Annotated in this window: 26 protein-coding genes; 16 read left to right on the forward strand and 10 right to left on the reverse strand. The window is 73.2% G+C overall.

Annotated elements, in window-relative coordinates; genetic code table 11:
- Positions 1–40: 40 nt before the first annotated feature.
- Complete coding sequence (locus ABZ854_RS23130) at positions 41–892, forward strand: helix-turn-helix transcriptional regulator (protein WP_361213922.1); 852 nt, start codon at positions 41–43, stop codon at positions 890–892.
- Positions 865–1083: a DUF397 domain-containing protein gene (locus ABZ854_RS23135; RefSeq protein ID WP_361213924.1), complete on the forward strand. Its 219-nt coding sequence runs from the start codon at positions 865–867 to the stop codon at positions 1081–1083. The genes ABZ854_RS23130 and ABZ854_RS23135 overlap by 28 nt, the downstream gene beginning before the upstream one ends.
- On the opposite strand, the gene ABZ854_RS23140 is transcribed toward ABZ854_RS23135, so the two are convergent.
- Positions 1049–1813, reverse strand: coding sequence for a hypothetical protein (locus ABZ854_RS23140; protein WP_361213926.1), 765 nt, complete (start codon positions 1811–1813; stop codon positions 1049–1051). The two genes, ABZ854_RS23135 and ABZ854_RS23140, sit on opposite strands and share 35 nt — an antisense overlap.
- 169 nt (positions 1814–1982) lie before the next feature.
- Here ABZ854_RS23140 and ABZ854_RS23145 point away from each other — a divergent pair, with 169 nt between their 5' ends.
- Positions 1983–3263: a helix-turn-helix domain-containing protein gene (locus tag ABZ854_RS23145; RefSeq protein ID WP_361213928.1), complete on the forward strand. Its 1281-nt coding sequence runs from the start codon at positions 1983–1985 to the stop codon at positions 3261–3263.
- 23 nt (positions 3264–3286) lie between these two features.
- Here the strand turns inward: ABZ854_RS23145 and ABZ854_RS23150 are convergent, their stop codons facing one another.
- Positions 3287–5530, reverse strand: a complete 2244-nt coding sequence (locus tag ABZ854_RS23150; RefSeq protein ID WP_361213930.1) for an FUSC family protein — start codon at positions 5528–5530, stop codon at positions 3287–3289.
- 89 nt (positions 5531–5619) lie between these two features.
- Between ABZ854_RS23150 and ABZ854_RS23155 the strand changes: the two genes are divergently transcribed.
- Positions 5620–6183: a 3'-5' exonuclease gene (locus ABZ854_RS23155; protein WP_361213932.1), complete on the forward strand. Its 564-nt coding sequence runs from the start codon at positions 5620–5622 to the stop codon at positions 6181–6183.
- A 185-nt stretch (positions 6184–6368) separates the two neighbouring features.
- Here the strand turns inward: ABZ854_RS23155 and ABZ854_RS23160 are convergent, their stop codons facing one another.
- Genes ABZ854_RS23160 through ABZ854_RS23170 form a run of 3 tightly spaced genes read right to left on the reverse strand, consistent with a single transcriptional unit; the run spans position 6369 to position 8598 of the window.
- Positions 6369–6851, reverse strand: coding sequence for a DUF4396 domain-containing protein (locus tag ABZ854_RS23160; protein WP_361213934.1), 483 nt, complete (start codon positions 6849–6851; stop codon positions 6369–6371).
- Positions 6852–6887: 36 nt separating this feature from the next.
- Positions 6888–7652: a WYL domain-containing protein gene (locus ABZ854_RS23165; RefSeq protein ID WP_361213936.1), complete on the reverse strand. Its 765-nt coding sequence runs from the start codon at positions 7650–7652 to the stop codon at positions 6888–6890.
- 10 nt (positions 7653–7662) lie between these two features.
- Positions 7663–8598, reverse strand: coding sequence for an alpha/beta hydrolase (locus ABZ854_RS23170; protein WP_361213938.1), 936 nt, complete (start codon positions 8596–8598; stop codon positions 7663–7665).
- 102 nt (positions 8599–8700) lie between these two features.
- Between ABZ854_RS23170 and ABZ854_RS23175 the strand changes: the two genes are divergently transcribed.
- Positions 8701–9084 carry a VOC family protein gene (locus ABZ854_RS23175; RefSeq protein WP_361213940.1) on the forward strand — a complete coding sequence of 128 codons (384 nt, stop codon included), beginning with the start codon at positions 8701–8703 and terminating at the stop codon, positions 9082–9084.
- A gap of 30 nt (positions 9085–9114) precedes the next feature.
- On the opposite strand, the gene ABZ854_RS23180 is transcribed toward ABZ854_RS23175, so the two are convergent.
- From ABZ854_RS23180 to ABZ854_RS23190, 3 genes are all read right to left on the reverse strand, one after another.
- A complete protein-coding gene (locus ABZ854_RS23180) occupies positions 9115–10224 on the reverse strand; it encodes a hypothetical protein (protein WP_361213941.1) in 1110 nt (369 codons plus the stop codon).
- Between the two features lie 4 nt (positions 10225–10228).
- The gene (locus tag ABZ854_RS23185) at positions 10229–10483 is read right to left on the reverse strand and encodes a MoaD/ThiS family protein (RefSeq protein ID WP_361213943.1); all 255 of its coding nucleotides are present in this window, start codon (positions 10481–10483) and stop codon (positions 10229–10231) included.
- Between the two features lie 81 nt (positions 10484–10564).
- Positions 10565–11392 carry an alpha/beta fold hydrolase gene (locus tag ABZ854_RS23190; protein ID WP_361213945.1) on the reverse strand — a complete coding sequence of 276 codons (828 nt, stop codon included), beginning with the start codon at positions 11390–11392 and terminating at the stop codon, positions 10565–10567.
- A gap of 93 nt (positions 11393–11485) precedes the next feature.
- Here ABZ854_RS23190 and ABZ854_RS23195 point away from each other — a divergent pair, with 93 nt between their 5' ends.
- From ABZ854_RS23195 to ABZ854_RS23220, 6 genes are all read left to right on the forward strand, one after another.
- Positions 11486–12265: a response regulator transcription factor gene (locus tag ABZ854_RS23195; RefSeq protein ID WP_361213947.1), complete on the forward strand. Its 780-nt coding sequence runs from the start codon at positions 11486–11488 to the stop codon at positions 12263–12265.
- A gap of 107 nt (positions 12266–12372) precedes the next feature.
- Positions 12373–13392, forward strand: coding sequence for a LacI family DNA-binding transcriptional regulator (locus ABZ854_RS23200; protein WP_361213949.1), 1020 nt, complete (start codon positions 12373–12375; stop codon positions 13390–13392).
- 179 nt (positions 13393–13571) lie between these two features.
- Positions 13572–14585 carry a trypsin-like peptidase domain-containing protein gene (locus ABZ854_RS23205; RefSeq protein WP_361213950.1) on the forward strand — a complete coding sequence of 338 codons (1014 nt, stop codon included), beginning with the start codon at positions 13572–13574 and terminating at the stop codon, positions 14583–14585.
- Between the two features lie 38 nt (positions 14586–14623).
- On the forward strand, positions 14624–14854 hold the full coding sequence (locus ABZ854_RS23210; RefSeq protein ID WP_361213952.1) for a hypothetical protein: 231 nt from the start codon (positions 14624–14626) through the stop codon (positions 14852–14854).
- A 123-nt stretch (positions 14855–14977) separates the two neighbouring features.
- Positions 14978–15718, forward strand: a complete 741-nt coding sequence (locus ABZ854_RS23215) for a response regulator transcription factor (protein ID WP_361213954.1) — start codon at positions 14978–14980, stop codon at positions 15716–15718.
- Entirely contained in the window at positions 15715–17172 is a 1458-nt protein-coding gene (locus tag ABZ854_RS23220) for a HAMP domain-containing sensor histidine kinase (RefSeq protein WP_361213955.1), read from the forward strand. Before ABZ854_RS23215 ends, ABZ854_RS23220 begins: the two co-directional genes overlap by 4 nt.
- Here the strand turns inward: ABZ854_RS23220 and ABZ854_RS23225 are convergent.
- Positions 17166–17564: a hypothetical protein gene (locus ABZ854_RS23225; RefSeq protein WP_361213957.1), complete on the reverse strand. Its 399-nt coding sequence runs from the start codon at positions 17562–17564 to the stop codon at positions 17166–17168. The genes ABZ854_RS23220 and ABZ854_RS23225 overlap by 7 nt on opposite strands.
- Complete coding sequence (locus ABZ854_RS23230; RefSeq protein WP_361213959.1) at positions 17561–17851, reverse strand: hypothetical protein; 291 nt, start codon at positions 17849–17851, stop codon at positions 17561–17563. Before ABZ854_RS23230 ends, ABZ854_RS23225 begins: the two co-directional genes overlap by 4 nt.
- A gap of 105 nt (positions 17852–17956) precedes the next feature.
- Between ABZ854_RS23230 and mshD the strand changes: the two genes are divergently transcribed.
- The 5 genes from mshD (at position 17957) to ABZ854_RS23255 (ending at position 22204) form a co-directional block, all read left to right on the forward strand.
- Positions 17957–18883: a mycothiol synthase gene (gene mshD / locus ABZ854_RS23235; RefSeq protein WP_361213961.1), complete on the forward strand. Its 927-nt coding sequence runs from the start codon at positions 17957–17959 to the stop codon at positions 18881–18883.
- Between the two features lie 117 nt (positions 18884–19000).
- Positions 19001–19387 carry a GntR family transcriptional regulator gene (locus ABZ854_RS23240; protein WP_361213963.1) on the forward strand — a complete coding sequence of 129 codons (387 nt, stop codon included), beginning with the start codon at positions 19001–19003 and terminating at the stop codon, positions 19385–19387.
- Positions 19384–20277, forward strand: coding sequence for an ABC transporter ATP-binding protein (locus tag ABZ854_RS23245; RefSeq protein ID WP_361213964.1), 894 nt, complete (start codon positions 19384–19386; stop codon positions 20275–20277). The genes ABZ854_RS23240 and ABZ854_RS23245 overlap by 4 nt, the downstream gene beginning before the upstream one ends.
- Complete coding sequence (locus ABZ854_RS23250; RefSeq protein WP_361213966.1) at positions 20274–21347, forward strand: ABC transporter permease; 1074 nt, start codon at positions 20274–20276, stop codon at positions 21345–21347. The genes ABZ854_RS23245 and ABZ854_RS23250 overlap by 4 nt, the downstream gene beginning before the upstream one ends.
- Positions 21344–22204, forward strand: coding sequence for a hypothetical protein (locus tag ABZ854_RS23255; RefSeq protein WP_361213968.1), 861 nt, complete (start codon positions 21344–21346; stop codon positions 22202–22204). The genes ABZ854_RS23250 and ABZ854_RS23255 overlap by 4 nt, the downstream gene beginning before the upstream one ends.
- Positions 22205–22442: the final 238 nt, after the last annotated feature.

Below are 22442 nucleotides of genomic sequence, written 5' to 3' on the forward strand. Positions count from 1 at the left end.
AATTCCACAGGCTGTTCCACAGGGTTGAGCGGAGGATGCGATGCCGCCGAGGCGGGTGATCACGGGGCGCAGCCAGGAGCCACGGCAGCGGTTCGCGGAGGAGCTGCGGTTACTCCGGGCGGAGAAGGGGGTGTCCCTCCGGGAGTTGGCGAGAGTGGTCGGCTGGGACCCGTCCCAGTTCGGGAAGATGGAGAACGGCCACACCCTGGGCAGTCCCGAGATCGTCCAGGCACTCGACCAGTACTACGGGACTCCGGGGCTGCTGCTGGCCCTGTGGGAGCTGGCGATGGCGGACCCGACGCAGTTCAGGGAGCGGTACCGCCGGTACATGTCGCTGGAGGCCGAGGCGGTGAGTCTTTGGCAGTACTCGGTGAGCAGGCCGCCAGGTTTGCTTCAAACGGCCGGGTACGCACGCGAGGCGCTCGCCGCCGGCGGTCTCAGCGGTGAGGAACTGGACCAACAAGTCGACGCTCGCATCAGCCGACGGGACGTGCTGGAGGGCGCTGATGCGCCGCCGTTCCGTGTGATCCTCTCCGAAATGGTGCTGCGTAACTCGCTGCGGGATCCCGGCGAGTGGCGGGGCCAGCTCGCTCACCTCGCGGAGTGGTCGGAGCGCTCCAACGTCACCCTTCATGTGCTGCCGTTCGGCACCGGACTCCACGGTCTGGACAGCACCGACACCATGTTCCTGCGCCTGTTGGACGGTCGTACCGTGGCCTATGCGGAGAACGACGTACAGGGCGAACTCATCGAGGAAACCGGCAAGGTCGAGTCCCTGCACCACACTTATGATGCCGTTCGTGACCTGGCGTTGAACCCGACCGAGTCGCGGGCGTTCATCTTGCGAGTGTTGGAGGAAGTACCGTGCGAGCCATCGACCCGAACGGCCTGACCTGGCGCAAGAGCAGCTACAGCAACTCCGACGGCGGCAACTGCCTCGAAGTCTGCGACGGCGTCCCCTCCCTCGTTCCCGTGCGGGACAGTAAGGACGCCGCCCGGGGCGCCCTCCTGTTCGGGGCGGGGGCCTGGGCGGCGTTCGTGGCGGGGGTCAGGACTGGGTGTCCGCGCTCCGCATCGAGGTGACGGCGTCCGCGACCGTCGAGCGGTAGAGCCCCAGCTTGGGCTTCTTGACGTGCGCGCCGGAGCCCAGGGAGAAGTTCAGCGTCTCGGCGTTGGACATGTGGTCCCCGTTGGCGAGGACGTTCAGCTCGTCCATGCCCGGCACTGTGCCCGTGGTCGCGCCGCTCGGGTCGAGGTCGATGACGGCGTACGCGGTGCGGCCGGCGTACACCGGGTACGCGGGGGCGCCGCCGAGGCCGCCCGGGATGAGCGGCTTGACGACCGTGCCGCCGTTCGCGGCGTGCGAGTTGTCGATGCTGACGAGCGGGAAGTAGCTCAGGCCGCAGGAGTCGGAGCCGAGGTTGCGGACCTCGATGACCCGCTGGGAGGCCGCGCCGGACCGGTGGACGACGTGCACGGAGATGCCGCGGCTGGTGCAGGGGTGGGTCCACGCCCAGCTGTCGCTGGTGGCGTGGCCGCCGCCCGAGCGGCGGTGGGCGGAGGCGGCGCCGTGCGAGGTGCTGGTGCTGGTGGCGTCGCTGTGCGCGGCCACCGTCGCCGACGCCTTCGAGGCGGTCCTGGCCGGGGCCGAGTGGGTGGCGCCGGCGGCGGCCGGGGTGGAGGCGGCGGCGTGCGTCTTCTGGCCGCCCGTCGCCGGGGTGCCCGCGGCGTCGGCGGACCCGCCGCACGCGGTGAGGGCGACCGTACCGGCGAGCAGGACGACGGCGGAGGAGAGGGCGGTCTTCACGGACATGTCGGTGCACCTTCCGAGGTGATCGAGTGGGATGCCGCAACTGTGCGGGCTGCCCCGTCCCGCTTGCCACAGTCTCGCCACAGGTGGGGAAAGAGAAACCGTTCCACCCATCTGAGCTGCGAGAATGAGGTTGCCTGGAACGTGAATCCGGGACGCGGAGGGGGATGGAATGGCCACGCACGTCGAGGATTTCGCGCAGGCGTTGCGCGAGCTGAAGGAGCGGTCGGGGCGCACCTACGGCTCGCTCGCCACCCGGATGAACGTCAGCACCTCCACGCTGCACCGCTATTGCCACGGTGCGGCCGTGCCGACCGAGTTCGGCCCGGTGGAGCGGTTCGGCCGGCTGTGCGGGGCGACTCGGGAGGAGCTGACCGCGCTGCACCGGCGCTGGCTCCTCGCCGACTCGGTCCGCCGCGAGCCCGGCCGTCCGGCACCGGAGACACCGGCCGAACCCGAGGTGCAGGAACCTTCGGCCACCCCCGAGGGTGCTCTCCCGGACCCGGCCCCGGCCCCGCAACGCTCCCGCCGCCCCGGCCGTACCAAGGCCGCCGTCCTCAGTGGCGTAGCCGCCCTCGCCGTAGCGCTGCCGGTGGGCCTGCATGCGGGATTCGGGGACGACGGCGGCCGGCCGACGGCGGCGCACCGGCAGGCGGTGGCTGACGTCGGCGCGGCGGAAACCCCGTCGTCGGCGCGGTCGGCAGGGGCCACCGCGTCCGGCACGCCGTCGCCGTCCCCCTCCGCGCACGCCTCCCGGAAGAGCGGCGGCAGCGGCACCGCGCCCGAGTCCGGCCGGGCCGCGTCCAAGGCGCCGGTGAAGGACGGCGACGGCGCGCCGCCGGTCGCGGTGAGCGTGCTGTCGGACAACTGGGACACGCAGTGCGGGCAGTGGTTCGCGCTGCCGCAGTCGCCGGACAAGGTTCCGCCGCCGCCGTCGCTCCAGGAGACGAACGCGTGGGCGGCCGCGCTCGGCGGGATTCCGGGCGGGCATCTGCGGCTCCAGCTGACCGCGCAGAGCCTGCACGGGCAGCCGGTGGTGCTGCACGCGCTCTACGTGCGGGTGGTCAGCAGCGCCCCGGCGCCGAAGCAGAACGGCTACACGCCGGGCTCCGGCTGCGGCGGCGGGCTGACCCCGGCGTCGTTCGCCGTGGACCTCGACGTGCCGGTGCCCCGCGCGAAGCCGGCGCCCGGTCTCGACGTGGCCCGGAAGACGCCCACCAGCAACTTCCCGTACCAGATCTCCACCCACGACCCGCAGGTCCTCGACGTGGACGCGCACACCTCGGACCGCGTCGTCAGCTGGTACCTCCAGCTGGTCTGGAGCTGCGGCGACCGCCAGGGCACCCTGCGCGTCGACGACCACGGCAGGCCCTTCCGCACCGCCGGCCTCAAGGGCGACCCCGCCTACTTCTACGACGGCTCGGCCTGGGCGAAGTCCGACCCGGTGGAGTGAGCCTCGGACACCCGGGGGTCGCGTCAGGCGTCGGCGGGTCTGGCGACGACGGCCGGGCTCGTGCTGTCCGTCGTGATGCGTTCCAGGCCGGTGAGGAGGGAGTCCAGCCAGGCCGCTGCCGCGTAGTAGCGGCGGGGTGCTCCGTCCGGCTGGGCCATGAAGCCGTCGAAGGCGGGGTCCCGCAGGGGAACCGGGGGCTCCGGGGTGTCGTCGGTCGGGTCGGTCCGGGCCGAGACCAGCAGCATCCGGCCGGCCACCCGGTCGCCGAGCCGGTCCAGCGCCGCCGCCGCTGTCTCGCCCAGGGGCGGGACGACGGACCGCTCGGGCGGCAGCAGGAGGCGGTCCGCTCCCCACAGGGCGTGGTGCCCGACGATGAGCACGGCCGACCAGTCGGGGGCGTCGTCCCCGGCGCGCATGCCCTTGGGTTCGCTCTGGTACTGCGCGTACGCCGACTCGGCCAGCACCAGAGCGTGGTTCAGCGAGCGGTGGCCCGGCGCGGTGGCGGCCGGCTCCCGGGTGCCGCCGACGGCGAGGCGCGCGGTGGTGGCGACCACGACCTCCGCCGCGCTGCGCAGGAGTACGGCCCCTGCCCGCCGTAGCTCGTCGTGGGCGCCCCGGGGCCAGGCCAGCAGCCCGAAGACGGCGCCGACCGCGCTGCCGGCCAGCACCTCCAGCACCCGGAAGCCGGCGATCTGCCAGGTCGCCGGCGACAGCTGGGCGAACAGCAGGGCGACGACCACCGTGAACAGGCCCTGCGCCCAGCCCACCCCCCTGACCGGGCCGAGCGTGAACGCGGCCAGCATCAGCGGGGGCAGGATCGCCGCGTAGACGACGGTGTCGGAGCCGGCCAGGGTCAGCAGCGCGGCGGCGACGAGCGCGCCGACCAGGGTGCCGACGAGGGCGGGTCGCATGGCGGACCGGGTCTCGCCGACGGTCGTACGGGTCAGGGTCAGGGTCGCCAGCAGCGCCCAGAACCCGTGCGGCAGGGTGTCCACCCCGGCGATCACCCGGGTCGCGGCCAGCGCCAGGCTGATCCGTACCGCGTTCTGGAAGAACACCGACCGGCTCCCTGCGTGCCCGGCGAGCCGCCGCCACCACAGGCCGGGCGCCCACACGTCGGCGTACCAGAACCGGCCGGGCGCCGCCATCGTCGCGGCCTCCCGCCCCCGTACGGCGAGGTCGGCCGCGGTCGACATCGACAGCGCGGCGTCCGCCACCTCCAGCACGGCGGCGTCTCGGCGCAGCTCCTCCGGGGCGTCCCCCTCGTCCCGGCCGGCGAGCAGGTCCGCGCGTGCCCGCAGCAGGTTCTCGTGCGCCTCCCGGCGGGGCTCGGCCCCGCGCAGCAGGTCCGCGGTCTCGGCCGCCGCGGTGGCCACCGCCCGCAGGAGGTCGGGGCCGGGGCCGGTGGCGGCGTGGCCGGGCGGCAGGTTCCGCAGCGCGCCGAGCAGGGTGCGGGCGGCCAGCCCGGTCTGGGCGAGGGCCCGCTGGCGCACGCTGGGCCCGGCCGGGCGGTCGGCGGGCGGCACCTTGGAGGCGCGCAGTCCCGTGCTCGCCTCCCGCGTGGCGCGCGCGGAGTCCTCGGAGAGGGCGTACGGCTCCCCGGCCAGCTCGTCGGCGCACGTCCGTGCGAGGTCGGCGGCGCGGGCGGCCAGCTCCCGGTAGGGCACGGTCGGCGGTTCGGGGAACAGGAACGCCTCGGCCAGGACGAGGAGCAGGATGCCGGTGGTCGCGCCGGTCAGCCGCTCGCCGAGCGCGCCGGGGTCGTAGGGCGGGAAGCAGGGCAGGATGTACATCAGCTGGAGGCCGGGCGCCGCTCCCGCCGGGCGCGGGCCGCCCACGGCGACGAAGGCCAGCGTGAAGCCGATGACCAGCATGCCGACGGCCGCGCTCCAGGTCCGTACGGACAGGTAGGTGCCCAGCACGATCAGCACCCAGCAGGCGGGGAGCGACCGCAGCACGACGGCTGCGCGCTGCCGCCCGGTGCCGGGGATGCGGGACAGGCCGGCGAGGGCTACGGCGGCGAACACCGCGTAGGTGGCGCCGGCGGGGGCATCGAGGCCGTAGAGGAAGAGGTAGAAGCCGGCGGTGCCGGCCAGGGTGACGCGGGCCGAGCGGCGGGCCGCGTCGGCGTAGGCGGCGGACACGCGTCCGTTGCTCCGACCGGCCTTGCGCGGACCGGCCTTGCGCGGACCGGCCTTGCGCGGACCGGCTTTGTGCGGACCGGCTTTGTGCGGACCGGCTTTGTGCGGACCGGGCAGATCACCCATGGCCCCAGGATCGCGCACGCCCGGCCGCCCGGCACACGCGGCGAAATCCGGGTGCCGCGGGGGCGGGCCGGTCCCTACGCTCACTGCTCATGACCGCGGACGAGTACCTGCTGAACGTCGTCGATGTCGAGGCGACGTGCTGGGAGGGGGAGCCGCCGCCCGGTGAGGTCTGCGAGATCATCGAGATCGGACTCACCGTCGTCGACCTGCGGGCCGGCGAACGGCTCGGCAAGCACCGGGTGTTGGTGCGGCCGGCCCGGTCGAGGGTCAGCTCCTTCTGCACTGAGCTGACCGGGCTGACGCAGGCCGAGGTCGACCAGGGGCTGTCCTTCGCGGAGGCGTGCCGGGAGCTGGCGGTGCGGCACCGGGCCGGGCTGCTGCCGTGGGCGAGCTGGGGCGACTACGACCGTCACCAGTTCACCCGGCAGTGCCTGCGGACGGAGGTGCCGTACCCGTTCGGCCACCGGCACACCAACGCGAAGGCCGTCTTCACCGCCTCCTACGGCCTGCGCCGCCGCCCCGGCATGGCCCAGGCCCTGAAGATGGCCGGGCTCCCGCTGGAGGGCCGCCACCACCGGGGCGACGACGACGCGTGGAACATCGCCGCGCTGGTGCTGGACGTGTCGGGCCGGGGGGACTGGCCGGCGGGCTGAGGGGACGTAGCGCCGCTTCGGAGGGATGGCGGGGAGCGTCGGCGGCTGCGGGTGCGTGGTGGCTTGTCGCGCAGTTCCCCGCGCCCCTGGGTGGGGTGCGCCCGAGTGAGTTCCGAAGGTGACCACTTCTGACGTACCCGTGGCACAGATTTCGGGCAGCCCGTCGGCCGGGGCGGCGCGCGGGCTCAGTGGTAGGCGTGTACGACCGCGTGTCCCTTGCCGTGGCCGATCATCCACCGGTTCACCGGCGTGGTCACGAGGAAGGCCAGGGCGAGGGAGAAGGCCAGCGAGGCCCAGAACAGCCACTGGCCGAGGCCCGCGTTCATGGCGCCGGGCACGCCGACCATCACGGTGTTGTCGATCAGCTCCATCACCGCGATCGACACGGTGTCCGCGGCGAGCGCCACCTTGACCGCCTGCCGGAACGGGACACCGGCCCGCAGCACGCCCCGCATGGTCAGCGCGTACCCGAAGACGAAGGCCAGCACGATGGAGATGCCGACTGTGGCCCCGTTGTGCAGCCCGGCGGCGGTGCCGATGACCATGCCGAGGACCTCACCGACGGCACAGCCGGTGAGGCAGTGCAGGGTGGCCTGCGCGGCCATCCGCCAGGAGGAGCCGGCCGGCTGGTGCGGGTGATGTTGATGTTGATGAACGCTGTGATCCATCGTCGGTCTCCCCTCCGGGGTCTGCTTCCGACCGAATCAACGGTATACCCCCCTGGGGTATTCCCCAGCACGTTCCGGGGCGGCGCCCGAAGGCGCCAGGGCCGACAAAGCGGCGGGCCTCTCCGCACCGTCCGCGGCCGAACCGCGCAAGAGGTCGGCCAGATCGTGGGGCTTCGCCCGCTCCGTCGTGGGCGCCGCCGCCGTGACGCGGTCGAGGCGGAAGCCCCGGCCGGCCTCGCGCGAGCGGCACCAGCCGATGAGGTACCAGCGGCCGTCGGCGACGAGCAGCCCGGCCGGCTCCACGGCGCGCTCGCTCTCCCGCCCGGCCGCGTCGACGTAGGACAGCCGCAGCACCATACCGGCGGTGAGGGCCTGCTCGACCGCGGTGCGGATCGCGGAGTCGGACGGCGGGGGCAGCGCGACGATGCGTGCGGCGAGGTGCCGGGCCGCCGCCGAGGCCGGGCCGGTCATCGACGCCGCGATCTTCTGGGCCGCCGAACGGGCCGCACCGGCGTACGGGGCGCGGGCGTCGGCCGCGGCGAGGGCGGCGGCCAGGGCCGAGGCCTCGTCGGCGGTGAAGCGGATCGGGGGCAGGGTCATGTCCGGGTCGACCGTCCAGCCCCCGCCGCGCCCGGAGGTGGCGCGCACCGGGACGCCCGTCTCCATCAGTGTCTGGAGGTCGCGCTGGACCGTGCGCGTGCTCACCTCGAAGCGTGCCGCGAGCGCCGCGACCGTCAGGGGGCGCGGCGCTGTCGCACGCAGCTCTTCCACCAGCGCGTAGAGCCGGGCGGTGCGGTTCATGCGGGTGACGCTACCGGCCCGCGGTGGACAGGAAGTCCCGCTGGCGCCGCAGTTCGCGCTCGGTGACGGTGAGGGGGAACAGGGTGAAGCCGTGCATGGCTCCGGCGACGAGACCGAGTTGCACGGGCGCGCCCGCCGCCTGCCATCGCTCGGCCAGGAACAGCGAGTCGTCCCGCAGGGGGTCCTCGGTGCCGACGACGATCCGGGCGGGCGGCAGGCCGGCGAGGTCGGCGAACAGCGGTGAGATCTCGGGGGCGCGGCGCTGCTCCGGACTCATGCCGGGGGTGAACATCTCGTAGGTGCGCCGGATCGTGTCGGTGTTGCTCAGCAGCCGCCGGGAGCCGAAGGACCGCTGACTCGGTGTCATCGACAGGTCGTAGGGGCCGAACAGCAGGTGGGCCGCCTGGAACGCTCCGGTGATGCCGTGCCGGTCGCGCAGGCGCAGGAGGGTCACGACGCTCAGGTGGGCGCCGGCCGACTCCCCTCCGATGAGCAGCCGCCCGGTGCCGAACTCGGCCGCGGCGTGGCGCACCAGCCAGCGGGCGGCCGCCTCGCAGTCGTCGGCCCCGGCGGGGAATGGGTGTTCGGGCGCGAGGCGGTAGTCGACGCTGACGACGGCCAGCCGGGTCTGTTCGGCGAGCATCCAGAGCCTCTCGTCCTGCCCGTCCGCGGAGCCGAACGCCCAGCCACCCCCATGGATGTGCAGGTACACACCCTCGACCCGCTCGGGCACGAAGACCCGTGCCCTCACGCCCTCGATGACACGGTCGCGGCCCTGCGGCAGCCGCACCGGCGGTGTGTCGCCGCCGAGCCGGTTGCGCCGAAGGGTGGCCAGCAGGGCCGCATCCGGCGGGCCCTGGCGGGCCGGGCGGCTCGCGGCGGCGGTCTCGAACTGTTCGTTGAACGCGAGGGTCTCGGCGAGGCAGTCCTCATCGGTGATCGTCATGCCGTCGACGGTCGCAGCCGTCCGCGACACCGTCCTGTCACCCTTTTCCAGTGAGCCGCGTCACAACTCCCTGGCGACCGCGGTCTCCCTACACTGGCCGCCATGGCATGCCGCATCACGGAACTGGTCCTCGACTGCGCCGACCCGGAGCGGCTCGCCGCCTTCTGGAGCGAGGTCCTCGGCTACGTCGAACTCGGCCGCGAGGACGACGGAAGCATCGAGATCGGCCCGCCCGGCACCGGCTTCGGCGGCCCCCAGCCCACGCTCGTCCTGAGCCCCAGCGACGACCCGCGCCCCGCCAAGTTCCGCCTCCACATCGACGTCAACGCCACCGACCACGACCAGCCCACCGAACTGGCCCGCCTCCTCGCCCTCGGCGCGACCCCCGCCGACGTAGGCCAGACCGGCACCGAAACCTGGCACGTCCTCGCCGACCCGGAGGGCAACGAGTTCTGCCTCCTACGCACCCGAGTCACCCCCGCCTGAGCTGCGCCCGCCCCGGTACCGAACCCGTGACTACTGCCCCAGGGCGCGTCCCAGTACGTACACCGCCGGGGCTGCCGCCGCGAGGGGGAGGGCGACGCCGGCTGTGAGGTGGACGAAGCGGGACGGGTAGTCGTAGCTCGCGACCCGGTGGCCGATCAGGGCGCACACCGCCGCGCCCGCGCCGAGCAGCGCGCCCTTCGCGCCCAGGCCCGTGACACCGCCCAGCGCGATTCCGGCGCCCGTCGCCGCCAGCAGGGACACGACCACCGAGGCAGGGGTCGGCAGCGGCAGCGCCCGTGCCAGGACGGCCACCGCGACCGCTCCCGCGCCGACCGACACCGCCTTCGGGCCGGCACCGAGATAGCCGGTCGCCACGATCGCCAGGGCCGCCGAGGCGACCGTCGCCATCAGGCCGTACATCCGCTCGTCCGGGTCCGCGTGCGAGCGGAGCTGGAGGACCAGGCTGAGCAGCACCCACACGCCGAGCGTGCCCAGGATCGCGGCAGGGGCGTGCCCGCGCCCGGCGCCGAGCACGGCGGCGTCGGCGACGAGCGCGCCGAGGAACGCCAGCGCGATGCCCTGCCGGGCCGGCCACATCCCGTTCAGCCGGAACCAGCCCGCCGCCGTCACCGCCTGGAGCGCCACGAGGGGCACGACCAGGGCGTACGAGGCGACGGGCGCCGTGGCCGCGAGGAGCAGGCCGAGCAGCGCGGTGAGCGCCGCGGGCTGCATGCCGGGCTCGATGACCGGCGAACGGCCTTCCAGCCTGGCCCGCTGGGCATCGGTGATCCGCGCGTTGCCGGCGAGCGTCGCCGGGCCGTACTCGGGGTCGGGCTCGGGCTCCGGGGACGCCGCGGGCGCCGGCTCGGGCGCGGGGTGCGGTGCGGGTGCGGGGACGTACGCCTGCGCCGGCTGCTGATACGCCTGCTGGGGCTCCTGATAAGCCTGCGCCTGTGCGCCCAGCGAGGCGTGCGTCTGGGTTTCCCAGGTCTGGCCCTGCCACTGCTGGGTGAGCTGGGGGTCGTAGCCGCCCTGCTCGTACTCGCCGGGGTAGGGCCCCTGCCACGACTGCTGGTGCTGCTGCTGCCCGTAGGGGTCGTACCCCTCGTAGGAACCGCCCTCGTACGGCTGGTCGCTCATCGCCTCACCCTCCTGCGAACGGCGGGAGCACCTCGACCGTGCCGCCCTCGGCCAGCCGTACCGTCTCATGCGCGCGGGTCCCGACGGGGTCACCGTCGATGAGGAAGGAGCATCGCTGCAGGACGCGCGTGAGTTCGCCGGGGTGTCGCTCGCGCACCGCGGCCAGCGCGTCGGCGAGCGTGACCGCGTCGTACGGTTCCTCGGCGACCCCGGCGGCGGCCTTGGCGGCGGCCCAGTAGCGCACCGTGACCTTGGACATCTGGTTCCTCAATCGAACGGCAGGACGTCGCGGGACGCCCCAGGACTTCAAAGGACCGTCAAATGACGGATGACGTTCAGGCTAGCCGCCCCGCGCCGCCGACCAGTCCCCGATCCGGGCCAGCAGGGCGTCCGGGGCCGCGTTCTCCGCGTGGCCCATGCCCGGCTCCAGCCAGAGTTCCCCGTGGTCACCGGCGGCTTCCGCCAGCATCCGAGGGTGGTCGAGGGGGAAGTAGGCGTCCCGGTCGCCGTGGACGAGGAGGAGCGGGGTCGGGGCGATCCGCGGCACCGCCTCGACCGGAGACAGCGGCACCGGGTCCCACGCGCGGTGGTGGATGCGGGTGCGCAGGCCGTAGCGGCCGACCAGGCGGCCCTCGGGACGCGTGACCAGCCAGTGCAGGCGGCGCATGGGGGCCGTACCCCGGTAGTACCAGCGGGCGGGCGCGCTGACCGCGACCACCGCGTCGACGGCGCCCGGGTGCAGGGCCGCGTGCCGCAGCACCACCGAGCCGCCCATGGAGAAGCCGACGGTCACCACGCGCGCGTGCCCGAAGCCGCGCGCCCACGCCACGGCGGCCGCCAGGTCCAGCACCTCCTTGTCGCCGACCGTGGAGCGGCCGCCCGAGGCGCCGTGGCCGCGGAAGGAGAAGGTGACGACGGCGCCGTAACGGGCGAGGACGCCCGCCACCCTTCGCACATGCGGCCGGTCCACGTCCCCGGTGAAACCGTGCGCGACCACGAACACCAGGCCGCAAAAGCCGCCATCGGGGTCCTCCGACGGCCGGTACAGGGCGTCCACACGGGTGCCGTCGGCCGCGCGGAGGAACGTCCGGAGCGGGCCGCGGCCGGGCGTCTCGGGATGCGGACAGTCCGTGGAACGCGCCACACAACCTGCCGGACGATTGCTCATGTGGGCTATTCTGCTGGGCAGAGGACTCGGGCAGCGAAGCCCCCGGGTCCTTTTGTGCTTTCGGTAGCGTTGGACCGAGGAGGAACAAGACGTATGAGTTCTCTGCTGCTCCTGACCAACGCCCTCCAGCCGTCGACGGAGGTGCTGCCCGCCCTCGGCCTGCTCATGCACCACGTGCGGGTCGCCCCGGCGGAGGGCCCCGCCCTCGTCGACACCCCCGGCGCGGACGTCATCCTCGTCGACGGCCGCCGCGACCTGCCCCAGGTCCGCAGCCTGTGCCAGCTGCTGCGCTCCACCGGCCCCGGCTGTCCCCTCGTGCTCGTCGTCACCGAGGGCGGCCTGGCCGCCGTCACCGCGGAATGGGGTGTCGACGACGTCGTCCTCGACACCGCGGGACCCGCCGAGGTGGAGGCGCGGCTGCGGCTGGCGACGGGCCGGCAGCAGCTCGTCGGCGACGACTCGCCGATGGAGATCCGCAACGGCGACCTGTCCGTCGACGAGGCGACCTACTCCGCCAAACTGAAGGGCCGGGTCCTCGACCTCACCTTCAAGGAGTTCGAGCTGCTCAAGTACCTCGCCCAGCACCCCGGCCGGGTCTTCACCCGCGCGCAGCTACTCCAGGAGGTCTGGGGCTACGACTACTTCGGCGGCACCCGGACGGTGGACGTGCACGTACGGCGGCTTCGCGCCAAACTCGGCCCCGAACACGAATCGCTGATCGGAACCGTCCGGAACGTCGGTTATCGATTCGTTACGCCTGAGAAGTCCGACCGGTCCGGCGAGGATCCCCAGGGCAAGGCCGACCGGTCAAAACCGGGCAAGTCATCCTCTTCCGTCGTCCGGGGCGGCGCGGAAGTGACGGCGGAGGCATAGCGACGGCTCCGGAGGGGCAGACAAGCTCCACGGAGAGGCATTGCTTCCGCACAGCCGCCCTGTGATACGCCCTGCCCAGGGACGGTCCATCCGCGTAGACTCCGCGCGTGGCCAAGGTGACTCGGGATGACGTGGCACGGCTGGCTGGGACCTCCACCGCCGTCGTCAGTTATGTCATCAACAACGGACCCCGGCCGGTCGCCCCGGCCACGCGCGAGCGTGTCCTCGCGGCGATCAAGGAACTGGGGTACCGGCCGGACCGGGTCGCTCAGGCGATGGCCTCGCGGCGCACCGATCTCATAGGCCTGATCATCCCCGACGCCCGCCAGCCCTTCTTCGGGGAGATGGCGCACGCGGTCGAACAGGCCGCCTCCGAGCGCGGCAAGATGGTGCTCGTCGGCAACACCGATTACATCGGCGAACGCGAGGTCCACTACCTGCGCGCCTTCCTCGGCATGCGCGTCTCCGGCCTGATCCTCGTCTCCCACGCGCTGAACGACCTGGCCGCCGCCGAGATAGAGGCCTGGGACGCCCGCGTGGTGCTGCTGCACGAGCGCCCGGAGGCCATCGACGACGTCGCCGTCGTCACCGACGACCTCGGCGGCGCCGAGCTCGCCGTCCGCCACCTGCTGGAGCACGGCTACGAGTACGTGGCCTGTCTCGGCGGTACGGCGGACACCCCGGCCGTCGGCGACCCGGTCTCCGACCACGTCGAGGGCTGGAAGCGGGCCATGGACGAAGCCGGCCTGTCGACCGAGGGCCGGCTGTTCGAGGCGCCGTACAACCGGTACGACGCCTACCGCGTCGGCCTGGAGGTGCTGTCGGGGCCGCGCCGGCCGCCAGCGATCTTCTGCTCCACCGACGACCAGGCGATCGGTGTGCTGCGCGCCGCGCGCGAGCTGCGCATCGACGTGCCCGGGGAACTGGCGGTGGCCGGCTTCGACGACATCAAGGAGGCGGCGCTGGCGGATCCGCCGCTGACGACGGTGGCCTCAGACCGGTCGGCGATGGCCCGCTCCGCGGTGGATCTCGTCCTGGACGACGGGTTGCGGGTCGCCGGGTCGCGCAGGGAGCGGCTGAAGACGTTTCCGTCCCGGTTGGTCGTCCGGACTTCCTGCGGCTGCTGAGCGCTCCGCGGGGTTCGGTTGATTGCCGCGTGCGGGTACGTTGTGGCTGGTCGCGCAGTTCCCCGCGCCCCTTAGGGGGCTAACCGCGTCCGGCGTCTTTATATCGGGCAAACGCGGTTCTGTCGGGCTTCTCAGTCGGCCCTCAGGAAGCTCTCATGGTCACGGGGGACGCTTCACTCATGACCGAGAGCATGCGCAGCAGTGGTGACTACGAGTACGAGCCCGCTCCGGTGAACCCGGAGTGGCCGCCCCCGCCCCCGCACCAGCCCCCGACGGTCCACCAGGACGGCGGCCCCGGACCGAAGCCGAAGCGGACCCGCGGCCCGGTCGCCCTGCTCGCGGCGGTCGCGATCGTCGCGGCGGCGGTGGGCGGCGGCACCGCGTACGCCTTCCAGGAACTGACCGGCAAGGACACGGTCGCCTCCGCCTCGGCGAGCACCAACGTGGTGCCGTCGAGCAAGAAGGGTGACGTCGCCGCGATCGCCGCCGCCGTCAGCCCGAGCGTCGTCGAGATCAACGCGACCCTCAGCAACGGCTCGTCCACCGGCTCCGGCGTGATCATCACGAGCAACGGTGAGATCGTCACCAACAACCACGTCATCGCGGGCGCCGACTCGATAAAGGTGCGCACCAGCGACGGCAGGAGCTACACCGCCGACGTCGTCGGCACGGACAGCTCCAAGGACCTCGCGCTGATCAAGCTCCAGGGCGCGTCCGGGCTGAAGCCGGCCTCGCTCGGGAACTCCTCCGACGTCCAGGTCGGTGACACGGTCGTCGCGATCGGCTCCCCCGAGGGCCTGACGGGCACGGTCACCAGCGGTATCGTCTCCGCGCTCAACCGCGATGTCACGGTCCCCACGGACGAGGGCCAGGGCCAGGACCAGGGCGGCGGCTCCGACGGCCAGTGGCCGTTCGAGTTCGGCGGCCGCCAGTTCAACGGCGACACCGGCTCGTCCACGACGACGTACAAGGCGATCCAGACGGACGCCTCCCTCAACCCCGGCAACTCCGGTGGCGCGCTGATCAACGCGGCCGGGCAGGTCGTCGGCATCAACTCCGCCATGTACGCCTCGAGTCAGCAGTCGTCCTCGTCCTCGGACGCGGGCAGCATCGGGCTCGGCTTCGCGATCCCGGTCAACACCGTCAAGTCCGACCTCGCGCACCTGCGGGCGGGCGGCACCGACAACAACTGACGGGGCACTCCCCGGCGCTCCGACGACAGGAGTACGTCATGACCAGACAGGTTGCGCATCAGGTGCCCGGCACCGGTCCGGCGGACATCGCCCTCGCCCTCGCGGTGGCCGGCGCGCTGCACGAGCCGCTCACGGCGGCCCGCGCCGCCGAGGCCGTCCCGAAGCCGCCGGCCGCCCGGTTCCCGCAGCTGATGGGGCTGCGGACGAGCGCCTCGCGCCCGCACCGGCGCCGGGTGCCGCTGAACCGGCTGAGCACCGTCACGGTGTGACACCCCCGCCCCCCGCGCGTGCGTGCCCTGCCCGTGGGAAACATGCGACGCTGAAAGACGCCGAACGCGCCGAGAGGCACCGGCCGGCGCCCCCGTCCCCACCACCCTGAGGAACCCCGACCGATGAGCCCCGCCGACGGCGACCGCGACCGTGACCCCCAGCGCATCCTGATCGTCGACGACGAGCCGGCCGTACGGGAGGCGCTGCGGCGCAGCCTCGCCTTCGAGGGGTACGACACTGAGGTGGCCGTGGACGGAGCGGACGCCCTGGACAAGACGGGCGCCTACCAGCCGGACCTGATCGTCCTGGACATCCAGATGCCGAGGATGGACGGTCTGACGGCGGCCCGCCGGATCCGGGGCGCCGGTGACACGCTGCCGATCCTGATGCTGACGGCCCGCGACACGGTCGGCGACCGGGTGACGGGGCTGGACGCGGGCGCCGACGACTACCTGGTCAAGCCGTTCGAGCTGGACGAGTTGTTCGCCCGTATCCGCGCCCTGCTGCGGCGCAGCTCCTACGCGGCGGCGGTGTCGGCGCAGGCCCAGGAGGACGAGGCGCTGACCTTCGCCGACCTGCGGATGGACCTCGCGACCCGGGAGGTGACGCGGGGCGAGCGCCAGGTCGAGCTGACCCGGACCGAGTTCACGCTGCTGGAGATGTTCATGGCCCACCCGCGCCAGGTGCTCACCCGTGAGCAGATCCTGAAGGCGGTCTGGGGCTTCGACTTCGAGCCGTCGTCGAACTCCCTGGACGTCTACGTCATGTACCTGCGCCGCAAGACCGAGGCGGGCGGCGAGCCGCGCCTCGTGCACACCGTGCGGGGCGTGGGCTATGTGCTGCGGCAGGGCGGCGCGGAGTGAAGAGGCTCCTGCGCCGCTACCGCGCCCTGCCCATCCGGGCCCGGCTGGCGATGCTGGTCGCGGCGGCGGTGGCGTTCGCGGTGGCGGCGGTGTCGGTGACGTGCTGGTTCATCGTGAAGGGCAAGCTGTACGACCAGGCGGACCAGGACTTGCAGAAGGCGGTCGCGGTACCGCAGCACCAGCTGGAGAACCAGGTGAACTCCGCCCTGGCCCTCTGCCTGCAAAAGCCCTCCCCCTACTTCGGCGGCTTCCGGAGCACGTACTCGGAGGTGGTGAAGCCGGACGGCAGCGTGTGCCTGTTCACCAGCTCGCTGGGCCGGGTCAAGGTCACCGGCATCGACCGGGACGCGGTCGAGCGGGCCGGGACCAACGACGACCACGGGGAGTTCCACAACAGCACGGACACCGACGGCAACCCGGTGCGGGTTCTGGTCGTACCGCAGGCGCTGCGCAACACCGCGGACAACTCTCTCGTCAAGGCCGCCGTCATCAACGCCGTCTCCCTGCGCAGCACCGAGAAGACCCTCAACGACCTCGCCCTGATCCTGCTCCTCGTCTCCGGGGTGGGTGTCATAGGCGCCGGGGCGGCGGGCCTCGCCGTGGCCCGTGCCGGTCTGCGGCCCGTGGACAAGCTGACCGAGGCCGTCGAGCACGTGGCCCGGACGGAGGACCTCGCGATCCGGATCCCCGTGGACGACGACAGCGAGGACGAAGTGGCCCGGCTGTCGCGGTCGTTCAACTCGATGACGTCCTCGCTGGCCGGCTCGCGCGAGATGCAGCAGCAGCTGATCGCGGACGCCGGTCATGAGTTGCGTACCCCGCTGACCTCGCTGCGGACGAACATCGAACTCCTCACCCGCAGCGAGGAGACGGGCCGTCCGCTGCCCCCGGAGGACCGCAAGGCGCTGCTCGCCTCGGTGAAGGCGCAGATGACGGAACTGGCGGCGCTGATCGGCGACTTGCAGGAGCTGTCCCGCTCGGAGAGCCAGCGGGGCGAGCGCGTCGAGGTGATACCGCTCCAGGACACGGTGGAGGCGGCGCTGCGCCGGGCGCGGCTGCGCGGACCGGAACTGACGATCACGGCGGATCTGGAGCCCTGGTTCGTCCGGGCTGAGCCGTCGGCGCTGGAGCGGGCGATCGTCAACATCCTCGACAACGCGGTGAAGTTCAGCTCCGAGGGCGGCACGATCGAGGTGCGGCTGACCGAGGGCGTGCTGACGGTCCGCGACCACGGTCCCGGCATCCCCGTCGAGGAACTCCCCCACGTCTTCGACCGCTTCTGGCGCTCCCCCAGCGCCCGCGCCCTGCCCGGCTCGGGCCTCGGCCTCTCCATCGTGGCCCGCACGGTCCGGCAGGCGGGCGGCGAGGTGACCCTGACCCTCGCGGAGGACGGGGGGACGGTGGCGACCGTACGGCTGCCGGGCGCGCCCACAGCCCCGCCGAGCGATCAGTAGAAACCGAGCATGCCCGGGGAGTCGATGTCGACGGCCACCACGCCGGGCGGGTAGCGCTGTTCGTCGTCCGTGAGCAGGATCGACATGCCCTTGAAGTCGGGCCGCGGCAGGGAACAGTACAGCGCGTGACAGATGTCCGCACCGCCGTACCCGTCACGGAACATGGTGCCCACGCCTACCGCCGCGACCGTGCTCAGCTGATCCACGACGACCGAGGAGAAGGCGAGTACGCGCTGGGCGGCGCCCGCGTCGTCCGCCTCGGCCTGCATGAGGCACAGGGCCGGGATTCTCAGGGCGTCGCCCGGCGTGCGCGCCATGTTGCCCGCGAGCAGATTGAGCGTCTTCTGGCCGTCCGCCAGGGCTCGGACGGCGCTGGTGTCGAGGATGATCAAGCTGCTGCCGCCCCGCTCGCGGTCCGCGCCTTCTCGGCGGCGATGCGCTGGATATTGGCCAGGATGTCGGGAGCCAGGTCGAACTCCTCGTCACTGATGTCGATGCCGATCCTCTCGCGTACGACCTGGCGGTCGGCCGCCAGCCGCTCGGCGATCTGCTCGGCCGTCGGCTGTTGCGCGGCCATCTCCTCCACCAGCTGCCCCAAGGTCATCCCGCGTTCCTTGGCCACCTGGGCGAGGTGGTCACGGGCCTGGCGGGACACCTGAATGGTCGTGTTGTCTGCCATGTAGACACCATAGCGTCGCCACAATCCAGACCGGCCGGAATCCCGGCGTCTTCACCCGTTCGTGGCACCCCTCCCCCCGCACCCCGTCGCCGTACCCTCATATCCATGAGCAGCGACGACGCCCTGCGCCCCTTCCCCTCCCGTTCGATCGAGACCCACGCCGAACTCACCCCGGAGCAGGCCGAGGCCGTGCTCGCCCTGGTCGCCGAGGCCGCCCGGAGCGACGGCCAGCAGCCGGTGTCCGAGCAGGGGCGGCTGCAGTTGCGCGGCGGCGCCCGGGAGGGCGTCTCGCACCTGCTGCTGTCGGTCGACGGCGAACTCGTCGGCTACGCGCAGCTGGAGGACACGGACCCGGTGGAGGCGCCGGCCGCCGAGCTGGTCGTCCACCCCGCGCACCGCGGGCACGGGCACGGGCGGGCGCTGGGCTCGGCGCTGATGGCCGCCTCGGGCAAGCGGCTGCGGGTGTGGGCGCACGGCGGGCACGCCGCGGCCCGGCACCTCGCCCAGGTGCTGGGACTGACCCTGTTCCGCGAACTGCGCCAGATGCGGCGGCCGTTGGCTGGCCTGGAGCTGCCCGACCCGGTGCTGCCGGAGGGCGTGGGCGTACGGCCGTACCAGCCGGGCAAGGACGACGCGGCCTGGCTCGCGGTGAACGCCGCCGCCTTCGCGCACCACCCCGAGCAGGGCTCGCTGACCCAGCGCGACCTGGACGACCGCAAGGCCCAGCCGTGGTTCGACCCGGCCGGGTTCTTCCTGGCCGAGCGGCGCGGGGAACTGGTCGGCTTCCACTGGACCAAGGTGCACGCGGCCGAGGGACTCGGCGAGGTGTACGTGCTCGGGGTGCGCCCCGGCGAGCAGGGCGGCGGCCTGGGCAAGGCGCTGACCACCATCGGCCTGCGCCACCTCGCGGGACTCGGCCTGCCCACGGCGATGCTCTACGTCGACGCCGACAACAAGGCGGCGGTGGCGGTGTACGAGCGGCTGGGGTTCGGCACGTACGAGACCGATCTGATGTACCGCACAGAGACGTGACATACGGAGAACTAACTTAAGGGGACGAAGAGCCACACAAGGGGCGGCCGGGTTGACGGTCGCCCCTTCTTTGCACCACCCTTTCACTACTCAATTAGTGAAAGGGTGGTTCAGCGCGTGGTCGAATACCGCATCGACCGGCACAGCGGTGTCGCCACCTACGTCCAGCTCGTCCAGCAGACCAAGCAGGCCCTGCGCCTGGGCCTGCTCCAGCCCGGCGACAAGCTGCCCACGGCCCGCGAGGTCGTGGAGGCCACCGCCATCAACCCCAACACCGTCCTCAAGGCCTACCGCGAACTGGAGCGGGAGGGGCTGGTGGAGGCCCGGCGCGGGCTCGGCACCTTCGTGCGGCGCTCGCTGGGCGCCGCCCCGGCCGACTCGCCGCTGCGGGCCGAGCTGGAGGACTGGGCGGCGAGAGCCGTCGAGGCGGGCTGGGACCGCGACGACGTGGCGGCCCTGTTCACCGCCGTACTCGACAAGCACTTCCAGGGAGAACGTTCATGACCGACACGGCACTGGAGGCCACCGGCCTCGGCAAGCGCTTCGGGCGCCGGGGCGGCTGGGCACTGCGCGACTGCGCGTTCCGGCTGCCCGCCGGGCGCGTGTGCGCCGTCGTCGGGCCCAACGGCGCCGGCAAGTCCACGCTGCTCGCACTGGCCGCCGGACTGCTCGCGCCCACCGAGGGCCGGCTGACCGTGCTCGGCACGCTGCCCGCCGAGGCCCGCACCCGGGTCGGTTTCGTCGCCCAGGACAAGCCGCTGTACCCCCAGCTCACCGTCGCCGAGACGCTGCTCATGGGCGCCGACCTCAACCCCGAGCGCTGGGACGCGGACACCGCCGCCCAGGTCGTCGCGGCGGGCGACCTGGACCCGGCCGCCCGGATACGGTCGCTGTCCGGCGGCCAGCGCACCCGCGTCGCCCTCGCCCTCGCCCTCGGCAAACGCCCCGAACTGCTGCTCCTGGACGAGCCGATGGCCGACCTCGACCCGCTGGCCCGGCACGAGCTGATGGGCACGCTGATGGCGCAGGCCGCCCAGTACGGCACGACGATCGCGATGTCCTCGCACGTGGTCGCCGAGCTGGAGGACTCCTGCGACCACCTGCTGCTCGTCGGTGCCGGCCAGGTCCGACTGGCCGGCGACATCGACGATCTCCTCGCCGCCCACCTGCGGATCAGCGGCCCGGCCGACTCCGGCGAGACCGGCCTCGACGCGCACACCGTCGTCGAGTCCCGGATCACCGGACGCCAGCTCAGCGCCCTGATCCGCCCCTCGGGCCCGCTCGGCGGCGACTGGCGCACCGCCACGCCGTCCCTGGAGGAACTCGTCCTCGCCCACCTGCGCAACCCCGGGGCGCCCGCCCTCACCGCCGCCCCGCAGGAGACCCTGGCATGACCACCGCCCCGACCACCGCCTCCCCGGCCGCGACGGCCCCCGCCCGCCCGCGCCAACTGCGCTGGCTGCTGCGGCTGCACCGGCCCGCCCTGCTCGTCTGGACCGGCCTCGTCGCCGTCCTCGCCGCCGCACTGCTGTGGCTCGGCGGCCCCCTGACCGACTCCGCCGCCGCGGCCTGGCACCAGTTCGACGCCTGCGGGATGAACCCGCACTGCGCCTACGACCAGACGTCGATCCTGCGCTACAAGGACTACTACAACTACCTGACGTACGCCGTCCTCGCCGTCCCCTTCCTCGTCGCCGCCTGGGCGGGTGCCGCCCTCACCGGCCGCGAGCTGGAGAACGGCACCGCGTGGCTCGCCTGGACCCAGGGCGTGCGCCCCGCCCGCTGGCTGGCCGGCAGGCTCGCCGCCCCGGCCGTCGCCATCGCCCTCGGCACCTGGCTGCTGACCTGGCTGCACCACAGGGCCTGGACGGCGGGCGAGGGCCGCATCGACACGGCCAAGAACTGGTCCGACCTCGCCACGTTCTACGCGGGCGGCCCCCTCGCCGTAGCGCTGGCCCTGGCCGGCCTCGCGACCGGCGTCCTCCTCGGCCTGCTGTTCAAGCGGCAGCTCGGCGCGCTGGGCGGCGCCCTGTGCGGCACCGGCCTGCTCTGGTTCGGCGTCCAGCAGGCACTGCCCCACCTGTGGCCCACCGTCACCAGCGTCGCCGCACTCGACAGCGACGGCCCGCGCGGCAGCGGCATCACCGTCGCCCAGGGACTCGTCACCTCCAGCGGCGCCCACATCGCCGACCCGGGCTGCGGCAGCGGCACCTATGGCCCCTGCAAGGCGCTCTACGCCAAGCTGCACGCCGTCAGCTGGTACAAGGACTACCACCCGCAGTCCCACTTCTGGCCGCTGCACCTGATGGGCTGCGCCCTGCTGCTCGGCGTCGCCGCCCTGCTCACCGTCGTCGCCTTCCGGGTCCTGTCCCGCCGGACGGCACCGGGCCGCCCCCGGTCCGGCAAAGTCACCCAGGCCGGCAAGGCTCCCCAGGCCACCGGTCCCACCGGGGCCGCCGTATGAGCGGCGGGGTCCTCGGCCTCGGGGGGCTGCCCCGCACCGTGCTGCGGCTGCACCGCACGTCCCTGCTGCTGTGGACCGCCGTCGTGGCCGGACTGTCCGGCTGGCTGGTGTGGCTGGACGAGATCACCGCCGACCACGCCCGAGCGTCCCTGGCCCACTGCCGCCAGGCCCCGTGCGCGGTCGTGTTCGGCGAGCAGGCCTACAACGAGCCGGTCGGCTGGATCGGCACCCTCATCTGCTTCAGCTTCCTCGCCGTCGCCGTCTTCGCGGGCGGCGCGCTGATCGGCCGCGAACTGGAGTCCGGCACCGCGCGGCTGGCCTGGACGCAGGGTGTGACGCCGGTGCGCTGGCTGACCGCCAAGCTGGCCCTGCCCGCGCTGGCCGTGACGGCGGGCGGCACCGTCCTGGTGCTGGTGTTCCGCTGGAGCTGGGCGGACAACCGGGACCTCCTCGGCGACCACTGGTACGAGGCCGAGGTGTTCGCGGCCCGGGGCCCGCTCGTGGTGGCGTACGGCCTCGCCGCCCTCGCCGTCGGCGCGCTCGCCGCGCTGCTGCTGCGCCGCACCCTGGCCGGGCTGGGCGCCGCCTTCGCCGCGATGTGGCTGATCGACTTCGTCCTCGGCCGCTGCCGCGCGGACCTGTGGCCGGCGCTGACTAGGACCTCGGCGGAGCGGTTCACGCTGCCGGGCAGCGCCTGGCAGGTGAACGAGGGGCGGAACGCGCACGGGTATTTCGCCGTCTACCACCCCGCGTCCCACTTCTGGCCACTGCACCTGGTGGAGACGGGCATCGTCCTGGCCGTCGCCGCACTCGCCACCGTCGCCGCGTACGCGGTGCTGCGCCGCCGGGCCGCCTGAACGAACCGAGGGCGGCCCGGAGCCCGGGGTTCCCGTACGCCCTTTCCACGGGGGGAAGGGCGTACGGGCCGTCGCGCACCCGGTGTCGATCACCCGTGGGCCGCCCCCCGCTGTCCCGCACGTCATGTCGCCGTAACCGCTGGTTCAGACCGGCTTGCGACGCTCGCCCCATGCAGCCCGCCGCGCCAGAGCCCTCCCCGCCCCCCGAGGGGCCCGCCGCCGTGCTCCCGGCCGTGGA

The sequence above is a fragment of the Streptomyces sp. NPDC047028 genome (genome assembly GCF_040644095.1).
Taxonomy (GTDB): domain Bacteria; phylum Actinomycetota; class Actinomycetes; order Streptomycetales; family Streptomycetaceae; genus Streptomyces.